The 10,356-nt window shown below is 72.3% G+C and carries 12 protein-coding genes; 6 read left to right on the forward strand and 6 right to left on the reverse strand.

Annotated elements, in window-relative coordinates; translation table 11 throughout:
• Positions 1-114 precede the first annotated feature (114 nt).
• Positions 115-1,119, reverse strand: coding sequence for a lytic polysaccharide monooxygenase (locus tag AB0M39_RS39880; protein ID WP_365373466.1), 1,005 nt, complete (start codon positions 1,117-1,119; stop codon positions 115-117).
• A gap of 305 nt (positions 1,120-1,424) precedes the next feature.
• On the opposite strand from AB0M39_RS39880, the gene AB0M39_RS39885 reads away from it, so the two are divergent.
• Positions 1,425-1,979 (forward strand): UTRA domain-containing protein, encoded by a 555-nt coding sequence (locus AB0M39_RS39885; RefSeq protein ID WP_365373469.1) that lies wholly within the window; start codon positions 1,425-1,427, stop codon positions 1,977-1,979.
• Between the two features lie 39 nt (positions 1,980-2,018).
• Here the strand turns inward: AB0M39_RS39885 and AB0M39_RS39890 are convergent, their stop codons facing one another.
• Together AB0M39_RS39890 and AB0M39_RS39895 are read right to left on the reverse strand one after the other, a co-directional pair.
• Complete coding sequence (locus AB0M39_RS39890) at positions 2,019-2,573, reverse strand: hypothetical protein (RefSeq protein WP_365373472.1); 555 nt, start codon at positions 2,571-2,573, stop codon at positions 2,019-2,021.
• An 87-nt stretch (positions 2,574-2,660) separates the two neighbouring features.
• Positions 2,661-3,344 (reverse strand): response regulator, encoded by a 684-nt coding sequence (locus AB0M39_RS39895; RefSeq protein WP_365373474.1) that lies wholly within the window; start codon positions 3,342-3,344, stop codon positions 2,661-2,663.
• 141 nt (positions 3,345-3,485) lie between these two features.
• Between AB0M39_RS39895 and AB0M39_RS39900 the strand changes: the two genes are divergently transcribed.
• From AB0M39_RS39900 to AB0M39_RS39915, 4 genes are read left to right on the forward strand one after another with little or no spacing between them, the layout of a single operon-like run.
• Positions 3,486-4,469: a tripartite tricarboxylate transporter substrate binding protein gene (locus AB0M39_RS39900; RefSeq protein ID WP_365373477.1), complete on the forward strand. Its 984-nt coding sequence runs from the start codon at positions 3,486-3,488 to the stop codon at positions 4,467-4,469.
• A complete protein-coding gene (locus AB0M39_RS39905; protein WP_365373479.1) occupies positions 4,466-5,005 on the forward strand; it encodes a tripartite tricarboxylate transporter TctB family protein in 540 nt (179 codons plus the stop codon). The genes AB0M39_RS39900 and AB0M39_RS39905 overlap by 4 nt, the downstream gene beginning before the upstream one ends.
• Positions 5,006-5,008: 3 nt before the next feature.
• Positions 5,009-6,505 (forward strand): tripartite tricarboxylate transporter permease, encoded by a 1,497-nt coding sequence (locus AB0M39_RS39910; protein ID WP_365373482.1) that lies wholly within the window; start codon positions 5,009-5,011, stop codon positions 6,503-6,505.
• A complete protein-coding gene (locus AB0M39_RS39915; protein WP_365373484.1) occupies positions 6,502-6,945 on the forward strand; it encodes an N-acetyltransferase in 444 nt (147 codons plus the stop codon). The genes AB0M39_RS39910 and AB0M39_RS39915 overlap by 4 nt, the downstream gene beginning before the upstream one ends.
• A gap of 94 nt (positions 6,946-7,039) precedes the next feature.
• Here AB0M39_RS39915 and AB0M39_RS39920 read toward each other — a convergent pair whose 3' ends face one another.
• Positions 7,040-7,531, reverse strand: coding sequence for a DUF402 domain-containing protein (locus tag AB0M39_RS39920; protein WP_365373486.1), 492 nt, complete (start codon positions 7,529-7,531; stop codon positions 7,040-7,042).
• Entirely contained in the window at positions 7,512-8,441 is a 930-nt protein-coding gene (locus AB0M39_RS39925) for a GNAT family N-acetyltransferase (protein WP_365373488.1), read from the reverse strand. Before AB0M39_RS39925 ends, AB0M39_RS39920 begins: the two co-directional genes overlap by 20 nt.
• Before the next feature lie 82 nt (positions 8,442-8,523).
• Here AB0M39_RS39925 and AB0M39_RS39930 point away from each other — a divergent pair, with 82 nt between their 5' ends.
• Entirely contained in the window at positions 8,524-8,898 is a 375-nt protein-coding gene (locus AB0M39_RS39930) for a GntR family transcriptional regulator (RefSeq protein WP_365373490.1), read from the forward strand.
• Positions 8,899-9,109: 211 nt separating this feature from the next.
• Here AB0M39_RS39930 and AB0M39_RS39935 read toward each other — a convergent pair whose 3' ends face one another.
• Complete coding sequence (locus tag AB0M39_RS39935) at positions 9,110-10,204, reverse strand: DUF5925 domain-containing protein (protein ID WP_365373493.1); 1,095 nt, start codon at positions 10,202-10,204, stop codon at positions 9,110-9,112.
• Positions 10,205-10,356 lie beyond the last annotated feature (152 nt).

Consider the following 10,356-nt stretch of genomic DNA (forward strand, 5'->3'; position numbering starts at 1 on the left):
TTTTCTGTCTGTCGTGTTTCGCGCGCGGACCGGGTACCACAGCGCCGTGTTCCCGCCCGGGTGTCTTGGGGCGGGAGCGGACCACAGTCATGGGCGCCTGAGGTTCGCCGGCGTCTAGCGGGCGGACCTGCGGCGGGTGGCGAACACCGCCGCGGCGCCGAGGGCCAGGGCGCCCGCGCCGCCGATCGCGATGTACGGGGTGGTGCTGTCGCCGCCGGTCTCGGCGAGGTTCTCGCTGCCGCCGGCCGGGGCGGCGGCGGGCTCGTCTCCGGCGCTCTTGACCTCGGGAGCGTTGGCGGCGGGCTTCTCGGCGGGCTTGTCCACCGGCTTCTCGGCGGGCTTGTCGGCCGGGGCGGCCGAGTGGTCGTCCCCGCCGTGCCCGTTGTGGTCGACGGTCGACTTGTCGGCACCGTCGGCTATCTCCTCCTCGGAGGGCGCGGAGGCGGCGGGCGCGGGAGCGGCGCCCGGGCCGGCGCTGCCGCTGTCCTTGCCGAAGACCACGTCGGAGCAGGTGTAGAAGGCCTCGGGGGAGTCCGAGCGCTGCCAGATGGAGTAGACGAGGTGCCGGCCGGACTTGGCGGGCACGGTGCCGTCGAAGACGTACTCGCCGTTCACCAGCTTGGGGTCGGCGACCTTGGCGAACGGCTTCGCCTCAAGGTCGGACCACTTCAGCGGCTTCGACGGGTCGTAGCCGTCCTTGGTGACGTACAGCTCGAAGGAGCCCTTGTGCGGGGCGGTCGCCTTGTAGTGGAAGGTGTGCTTTCCGGCGGCGAGCTTGCTGGCCGGCCAGTCGCCGCGGGGCAGGTCGAGCCCCTTGTACTTGTCGCGGCCGGCGCTGCACAGCTTGCCGTCCGGGATCAACTGCTGGTGCTTCCCGGCGGCGTTGGCGATGTTGACTTCGTTCCAGTCGTAGAAGGCCTGGGTCCCGCTGGCCGCGACCGCCGCCTTGCACGCAGCCGACTTCGGACTCTCGGGCCCCTCGGCGAAACAGGCGGACACCCGGCTGACCGGGTCCGTCATCGACCCGTGCGCGACGGCCGGCCAGGCGGCCAGCCCGACCAACGCGACCGGCGCGAAGCCGAGGGCGACGACCGAGGCGACCTTGCGGCGAGCGGTCATGGTGACGTTCTCCTTCAGAGCGACAGCTGTGGGGGACGAAGCTGGACTCGAACGGGCGGCGCAGCCCCCCGTCGGCTACGGCGCCGAACGCTCGAACCAGCCCCGGCGATCAGCAAGCTAGCCGCTCCCAACGACGAAATCGCCTGCTGGGAGGGGGTGACGGCGATCCTTATGGCCGCTTTAAGGAGGGGGTAAGGAGGGGCTCAGGTAGGGGGCGGTGCGGGCTCGTCTGCCGGCTGGAGCGGGGAGCCGATGGGGCCGAGTATTGGCTCACTGGGAGTTCGCCGCCTGTGCAGGAGGATGCCGTGGGCGCCAACGAGTGGGTCAGCACCTCGATGCCGTACCTGACGCCGCGGGAAAAGGGTCAGCCCGACGCCTGGGGGGCCGAGGCGTCCTCCCGGGGGCGCCAGGGGAGTCAACGCATCGTCCATGCCGGCGAAGTGGCCGCGCCGTCCGAGGTCGCGGTGCTGCTCGGGGTCGCGGAGGGGGAAGCGGTCGTCGTACGCCGCCGGATGATGTATCTCGACGACCAACCCTGCGAATTGACGGACACCTACTACCCCTTGCGCATCGCCCGGGGCACCCGCCTCGCGGGGACGGCGAAGATCCCCGGTGGCGCGGTGACCTTCCTGGCCGAGTTCGGGCACGTCGGCGTGCGGGTGCGTGAGGACGTGGTGGCACGGGTGCCTCGTGCAGCGGAGCGGGAGGCTCTGCGGACCGGTCCGGACGAACCGGTCCTGCAGCTGACGCGCACCACGCTGGACAGCGACGACCGGCCGATTCAGGTCGACATGATGATCATGCCTGCCGACCGCCAGAGGCTGCGGTGCGAGATCAGGATCGGATGGCCGTGCCCATGACCTAGCCGGGCCCTTTCGACGACAGCGGACTCGGCCCGCCTACCCGCTCGTCACCGGCGCGTCCGCCGGCAGGCCGAAGTGGGTGCGGGCCGCCGACTCCGTCGTCGGTGTGCCGTTCCAGGCGGCGCGGCGGATCTCCGCCGCGGCGGCCTTGGAGAAGGAGCGGCCGATCCAGGCGTCGTAGCCCGCTCCGTCCGGTGGGGCGTCGTGGTGGGTGACGCGGTAGGCGCCCTGAGGGGTCGGGGCCAGCTTCATCAAGTGGGGGCCGCTCATGCCCGTGCCCTGGACGAGGCTTCCGGCGCGGCCCTCCAGTTCGGAGCAGTCCGCCACCAGGCCCACCGTCAACGCGCCGGCCTCGGACTTCCGGATCTCGACGATCTTCTCCGCGCAGAACCAGCGGGCCTTCGACGACGGGCTGTCGCCGAGCAGGCCGCCGTCCTTCGACGCCTCGGCGACCAGGGCGTCGTGCACCGCCGGCTGCACGGCCTTCCGCAGCTCCGGGTCGACGTCGGGCGGCGACGCCGTGCACCCCGCGGTCACCGCTGCCAAGGCCGCGAGCGCCCCCGCGGCCCGCCGCGCACCCACCCTGTTCATACGTCCCCCGCTTCCCCCGACCGTCGAACGCGTCCGAACGCGTCCGCAGTCGAACGCTACTGCGCATAGGCGCCAGGGAGCCGCTCTTCAGCCGATCCGCCGATACCGTCGCTCCGGCCGGCCCGTGCCCCCGTACCGCAGCGTGACCTCCACCCGGCCCGTCTCCACGAAGTACTCCAGATACCTGCGCGCGCTCACCCGCGACAGCGAGCCCGCCTCCGCGCACTCGGACGCCGACAGGTCGCCGTCGTGCTCGCGCAGGATGCGCTCCACCAGCTCCGCCGTGTGCGGCGCCAGGCCCTTGGGGAGCTCCCGGGAGCCCGGCGGGCGGGTGCCGAAGATCTGGTCGACGTCCTCCTGGCGCGCCTCGCTCAGGCCCGCGAGCCGGGCCCGCACCGAGGCGACATGGCGCAGCTGCTCCTGGAGGGCCGCCTGGTTGAAGGGCTTGATCAGATAGTGCAGGGCCCCCGCCCGCAGCGCCGCCCGCACCACGCCGGCGTCCCGCGCCGCCGTGATGAACAGCGCGTCCACGCTCGGCCTGCCGTCCCGCTCCTCCGCGGCGCGCAGCTCACGCAGCACGCTGATCCCGTCCATGTCGGGCAGATAGACGTCCAGGAGCACCAGGTCCGGGCGGAGCCGGTCCGCCGCGCGCAGCGCCTCCGCGCCGCTGTGAGCCACCCCGACGACCCGGAAGCCCTCCGTCGCGGACACATAGCGGCTGTGCAGCTTGGCGACCATGAAGTCGTCGTCCACCACCAGCACATTCGTCACGACGTCACGCTAAGCCGCTACCACAACGACCACAACGTCCGTTGATTCCGGAAGAGAGACAGCTTCTTAACGCGCAGGCAACATGTGGGCCACCTCACACCTCCCTCGCTCCGTGCGAGCTCCGTACGAAAGGCGGCTCACGTGCGATTGCGCACTCCCCTCGCCCTGCTCGGGGCGGCGACGCTGGTGCTCGTGGGCCCGCCGCTGCTCACCGCGGGCAGCGGCGCCGACACCGGCACCCAGATCCCCGGACTGCGGTTCATGGTCCCGAACACCCCCGGCGGCGGCTACGACATCACCGCCCGCACCGCGGCCAAGAACGCCGAGGACGCCGAACTCACCCACAACGTCGAGGTGTTCAACCTGCCCGGGGCCGGCGGCACCGTCGGCCTCACCCGGCTCGTCGGCGAGCACGGCAACGGCAAGCTCGCCATGTCCATGGGCCTCGGCGTCGTCGGCGCCGTGCACACCAACAAGTCGCCCAAGACCCTCGCCGACACCACCCCGATCGCCCGGCTCACCGAGGAGCAGGACATCGTCGTGGTCGGCAAGGACTCCCCGTACAAGACCATCGACGACCTCCTCGCCGCGTGGAAGAAGGACCCCGGCAAACTGCCCGTAGGCGGCGGCTCCTCGCCCGGCGGGCCCGACCACCTCGCGCCGATGCTGATGGCGCAGGCCGCCGGGATCGCCCCCAAGACCGTCAACTACATCCCCTTCGACGGCGGCGGCGAGCTCCTCGCCTCGATCCTCGGCGACAAGGTCGCCTTCGGCGTCTCCGGCGTCAGCGAGTACCTCGACCAGATCAAGTCCGGCGAGCTGCGGCTGCTGGCCGTCACCGGACCCAAGCGGGTCCCCGGACTGGACGCCCCCACCCTGCGCGAGGCCGGACTCGACACCGAGTTCACCAACTGGCGCGGCATCGTCGCCCCGCCAGGACTCACCGACGCCGAGCGCGACAAGCTCGTCGGCCTCGTCCAGAAGCTGCACGACTCCCCGCAGTGGAAGGACTCGCTGAAGAAGAACGGCTGGAGCGACGCGTTCCTGACCGGCGACGCGTTCGGCGACTTCCTCGCCCAGCAGGACACTCGCGTGGACTCGGTGCTGAAGGAGCTGGGGCTGTGACCGATCAGACCGCTCAGACCGATCAGACCACCGACACGTCGCGTCGCTCCTGGCTGCGCGAGCACTCCGAACTCGGCGTCGGCCTCTTCCTGTTCGCCATCGGCCTCCTCGTCCTGACCGACGCGCTCACCATGGACGTCGACATCGCGCAGCGCGGGCCCATCGGACCGAGGACCGTCCCCGTCGTCGTCGGCGCGGGCCTCCTCGTCGTCGCGGTGCTCCTCGCCGTCGACGTCCTGCGCGGCGGCCGCGGCGAGGCCGAGGGCGGCGAGGACGTCGACCTCAGCGAGCCCGGCGACTGGCGTACGGTCCTGCTCCTCGCCGGAGTCTTCCTCGCCTTCGCCGTGCTGATCGGCCCGCTCGGCTTCCCCGTCGCCGGCGCGCTGCTCTTCTGGGGCTCGGCCTTCGCCCTCGGCAGCCGCCATCTCGACCGCGACCCGCTGATCGCCGCAGCGCTCTCCCTCGCCACCTACTTCGTCTTCGACAACCTGCTCGGCGTTCCCCTGCCGGGCGGCCCGCTGATGGGAGTGCTGTAGCCGATGGACTCTCTCAACTCCCTCATAGACGGCTTCGGCACCGCGCTGACCCCGGTCAATCTGCTCTGGGCCGCCCTCGGCGTCCTGCTGGGCACCGCGATCGGCGTGCTGCCCGGCATCGGCCCCGCCATGGCGGTGGCGCTGCTGCTGCCGGTGACGTACGGCCTGGAGCCGACCGGCGCGTTCATCATGTTCGCCGGCATCTACTACGGAGCGATGTTCGGCGGCTCCACCACCTCGATCCTGCTGAACACCCCCGGCGAGAGCGCCGCCGTCGTCGCCGCGATCGAGGGCAACCCGATGGCGAAGTCCGGCCGCGGCGCCCAGGCCCTCGCGGCCGCCGCCGTCGGGCACTTCGCCGGCGGCATGATCGGCACGATCCTGCTGGTCGTCCTCGCGCCGACCGTGGCCAAGCTCGCCGTCGACATCGGCGCGCCCGACTACTTCGCGATCATGGTCCTCGCCTTCATCGCGGTGACCTCGGTCCTCGGCTCCTCCCGCATCCGCGGGCTCGCCTCGCTGCTGATCGGCCTCACCCTCGGGCTCGTCGGCCTCGACCAGATGACCGGCCAGCAGCGACTCACCTTCGGCTCGCTCCAGCTCGCCGACGGCATCGACGTCGTGATCGTCGCGGTCGGCCTCTTCGCGATCGGCGAGGCCCTGTGGGTCGCCGCCCATCTGCGGCGCTCCACCGGCGAGGCCATCCCGGTCGGCCGCCCCTGGCTCGCCAAGTCCGATGTGCGGCGCACCTGGAAGTCCTGGCTGCGCGGACCCGCCATCGGCTTCCCGTTCGGCGCGATCCCGGCCGGCGGCGCGGAGATCCCGACCTTCCTCTCGTACGTCACCGAGAAGCGGCTGTCCCGGCACAAGGAGGAGTTCGGCAAGGGCGCCATCGAAGGCGTCGCGGGACCGGAGTCCGCGGCCTCCGCCTCCGCCGCCGGCACGCTCGTGTCGATGCTGACGCTGGGCCTGCCCACCACCGCCGTCGCGGCCGTCATGCTCGCCGCCTTCCAGCAGTACGGAATCCAGCCGGGACCGCTCCTCTTCGAGCGCGAGCCCGACCTGGTGTGGGGCCTGATCGCCTCGCTCTTCGTCGGCATGGTGCTGCTGCTGGCGCTGAACCTGCCGCTCGCCCCGGTCTGGGCGAAGCTGCTGCGCATTCCGCGTCCGTACCTCTACGCCGGCATCCTCTTCTTCGCCGCCGTCGGCGCGTACGCGGTCGGCGGCGAGGCACTCGACCTGGTGATCCTGCTGATCATCGGCCTGATCGGGTTCGGCATGCGGCGCTACGGACTGCCCGTCCTGCCCGCCGTCATCGGCGTCATCCTCGGCCCGGCCGCCGAGCAGCAGCTGCGCCGCGCCCTCCAGATCAGCGACGGCAGCGTCACCGGCCTGGTCGACACGCCGTTCTCGGTTGCGGTGTACGCCGTGATCGCGATCCTGCTCGCCTGGCCGTGGCTGAAGAAGCTGATCACTCGGCGACGTAACGTGTCCGCATGAGCGAGGACATCCGGCCCGCCACGGCCGACGACGCAGCCGTGGTCAAGGCCGTGACGGACGCGGCCTACAGCCACTACATCGAGCGGATCGGCGTCGTCCCCGTCCCGATGGAGGCGGACCACGCCGCCGACATCGCGGCGGGGAGGGTGTTCGTGGTCGGGAGCCCGGTGCGGGGTCTGATCGTGCTGACCCCGCACCCGGGGCACCTCTTCATCGACTCGGTCGCCGTCCACCCCGACGCCCACGGCACGGGCCTCGGCCGCAGGCTGCTGGCCTTCGCCGAGTCGCACGCGCGCGAGCTGGGCCTCGAGGAGATCCAGCTCTATACGAACGCGCTGATGTGGGAGAACCAGAAGCTGTACACGCGGTACGGCTACGAGGTCGTGGAGCGGCGCGTCGACGGACGGTACGACCGCGTCCACTACCGCAAGCCGGTCTGAGCGAGCGGCGGGCGGGCCGGGCGTGCGGGCCGGGTGTGCGGGCCGGGTGTGCGGGTCGGGTGTGCGGGTCGGGTGTGCGGGCCGGGCGCGCCCGTCAGCCGTGCAGCTCGGTCAACTCGGTCAGCTTCCCCTCGCGGGCGAGGACTTCCAGCTCGTCCAGAGCCCGCACCGCGCGGTCCGCGGCCTCCGGGTCGCGGGCCGCGAGGCCGCTGTCGGCGAACTCGTCCTCGTCCAGACGGAGGATCTCCCCGCCGTCCGCCGACACCCATAGATCGAGGTCCAGGTCCTCCACGGTCAGCACGCCGTCCGCGAGGACCGCCGGGCGCGTGATGTCGCAGTACCAGCCCTTGAGCGTGCCGTCGCCCGTGCGGACCTCCTTCACCGCGTACCACCGGTCGCGCCAGTAGTGCTCGGTGAACACGTCGCCCGGCTCGAACCGCACGAAGCCGAAGTCGCGGACCCCTTCGCCCGCCCACGCCGCCCGCACCACCGCGTGCGCGCCGTCGTCGGCGACCGGCGCGGCGGGATAGCGGATCTTGGTCTTGCCCGCCTTGACGAGCCGTACCTCAAGCGAGGGAGCGGACATGACGTACCTCCGTAGCGCAGATCTGGTAGCCGAACCATGCGTTGACCGCAAGCATCGGGCCGTTCTCGCCGTCGTTGCTGGTGAACGCCTCCGTGTAGCCCGCCGCACGGGCCCGGTGCAGCGAGTGGGCCTTCACCAGCTTGGCGAAGCCGCGGCCCCGGTGGGCGCGCAGCGTCCCCGTCATCCCGGACAGATAGCGGCCGGCGCCGTCGCACAGGGCCGCCGTGAAGGCCGCGACCGCGCCGTCGACCACGATGACCGTGGACAGACCGCGGTCCAGCAGCGGGTTGTTCCATGTGTGGGCGACCCAGTCCTCGTAGTCGCCGAAGTCCGTGCTGATGTCGCCCGGCTCGTCCGAGGTGGTCTCGGCGTCGGCCAGGAACATCGGGCGCGGGTCGGCCTCGAAGTCCCGCGCGGAGCGCAGCTCGACGCCCGGGGGGAGCTCGGGGAGCGGGGGCAGCGTGCCGTCCGCCAGGTCGAGGCGCTGGAAGTGGGCCGGGCGGGTGGGGCGGTAGCCGCGCTTCTCGGCGAAGGACCGGGACGCCGGCTCGTCCATGACCCAGGCGTACAGGCTCTTCGCGCCCTCGGCCGCCAGATGCTCCTCGGCGGCGCGGAGCAGCAGCGCGCCCGCGCCCTTGCCCCGGTGCTCCGGGTGGACCTGCGGGGTGGCGAACGACTGGCCCGGCTCGCTGCTGTCGTACGCGACGCCGACATGCGCCGTGCCGATCGTCTCGCCGTCCTGCTCGGCGATCAACAGCCGGTACTTCTTGGCGGGGTTGGCGGTCCGGACGCCGAAGAGAACGGAGTCCGCCGTCGTCACCTCGAAGGGGACGGCCGACCGGCGGACGCGGACCACGGCCTCCGCGTCCTCGAGGCTGTCCGGACGCAGGTCGCGGATGATCACAGTCATGGGCCGCACGCTACGTGGGCGCCCGGCGCGGTCGCCTCCCCTTTTCCGGCGGCCCGACCGGCGGGTGGGGGAGAATCGTGCTGTGACCCTGAAGATCGTCATTGACACGGAATCGGCGACCGCGCCGTACGAACAGCTGCGCGCCCAGATCTCCCAGCAGGCGCGCTCCGGCAGACTGCCCGTCGGCTACAAGCTGCCGACCGTACGGGGCCTCGCCGAGGAGCTGGGGCTCGCGGCCAACACGGTGGCCAAGGCGTACCGCGCGCTGGAGTCGGACGGGGTGATCGAGACGCGCGGCCGCAACGGCACCTTCGTCGCGGCGGCGGGCGACGCGGCGGCACGCGAGGCCGCGCTGGCGGCGGCGGCGTTCGCCGAGCACGCCCGCCGGCTGGGCCTGTCCCGCGCGGACGCGCAGTCGGCGATCGACGACGCACTGCGGGCGGCGTACGGCCGCTGAGGCGCGGGGGAGCGGTGCGCATGGTGGGGGTGTTGCCGATCGCGCGGGTGCTACCTATAGCGGGTGCGTTGCCGGTCGCGCGGGTGCGCCTCACGGCGGGGGTGCCGCCGGTCGTGCGGGTGCTGCCCATAGCGGAGGCGCTACCGATCGCGCGGGCCCCCATAGCCCGTGCGTTCCCGGTCGCCCGCGCGCCGCAAGGCCCCGCAGAGCGCTACAGATAGAGCCCCGCGTCCGCGCCCTTGTTCTGGTCCGGGACCGAGGCCGGGTTGCTGCCCCGGCGCAGCGCGTACAGCTCCGCCAGCGTCGCGCCCTCCCGGCCCACCCCCTCCTCCGTGCCGAGCCACTCCACCGACTCCTTGCGGGTCAGCGCGCCCACCTCGATCCGGGCCAGACAGCGGCCGGGGCGGACCACCGCGGGGTGGAGGCGCTCCAGGTCCTCGTTGGTCGTCACGCCGACCAGGACATTGCGGCCCTGGCCCAGCAGACCGTCCGTCAGGTTGAGCAGTCGGGAGAGCGCCTGGCCCGCCGTGTGCTTGGCCTCGCCGCGGATCAGCTCGTCGCAGTCCTCGAGCAGCAGGAGCCGCCAGCGGCCCTTGGACGTGCCCTCGTCCTCGCCGATCGCGATGTCCATCAGATAGCCGACGTCGTTGAAGAGCCGCTCGGGGTCGAGCACGCAGTCGACCTGGCACCAGTCCCGCCAGGAGCGGGCCAGGGTGCGCAGCGCGGAGGTCTTGCCGGTGCCCGGCGGGCCGTGCAGCAGAAGCAGCCGGCCCGCGATGTGGTCGGGCGTCACCTTCATCAGGCGGTCCATCGCGTCGGCGACCGGCGCGGTGTAGTTGGGCCGGACCTCGTCCCAGGTCCCGGCGGCGATCTGGCGCGTGGTGCGGTGCGGGCCGCGGCGCGGCGAGACGTACCAGAACCCCATCGTGACGTTCTCCGGCTGCGGCTCGGGCTCGTCGTGCGCGCCGTCCGTCGCCTGCTTGAGGATCTTCTCGGCGAGGTCGGAGGTGACCGCCGTGACCGTGACGTCGGCGCCGCGGTTCCAGCGGGAGATCAGCAGCGTCCAGCCGTCGCCCTCGGCGAGCGTGGCGCTCCGGTCGTCGTCGCGGGCGGCGCGCAGCACGGACGCCGCCGGCGGCAGCAGCGTGGCGCCGGGCTTGACGCGGTCGATGGTCGAGCTGTGGGAGTACGGCTGCTCGCCCGTCGCGAAGCGGCCGAGGAAGAGCGCGTCGACGACGTCCGAAGGGGAGTCGCTGTCGTCGACGTTGAGCCTGATCGGCAGAGCGTCCTGAGGGTTGGCAGACATGCGCCCATGATCCGGCACGGGACTGCCGCGCGCACCGTGTTTTGACTGCTGGCGTGTGGCGCAGGCGCACCCCCAGGTACTCGCGGGCGCACGCCCCCAGGTGCTCGGGGGCGGCCGACCGCCTCCGAGCACCGGGCGCGCGCCCTCCCGGG

It is taken from the genome of Streptomyces sp. NPDC051907, from assembly GCF_040681075.1.
GTDB lineage: Bacteria > Actinomycetota > Actinomycetes > Streptomycetales > Streptomycetaceae > Streptomyces.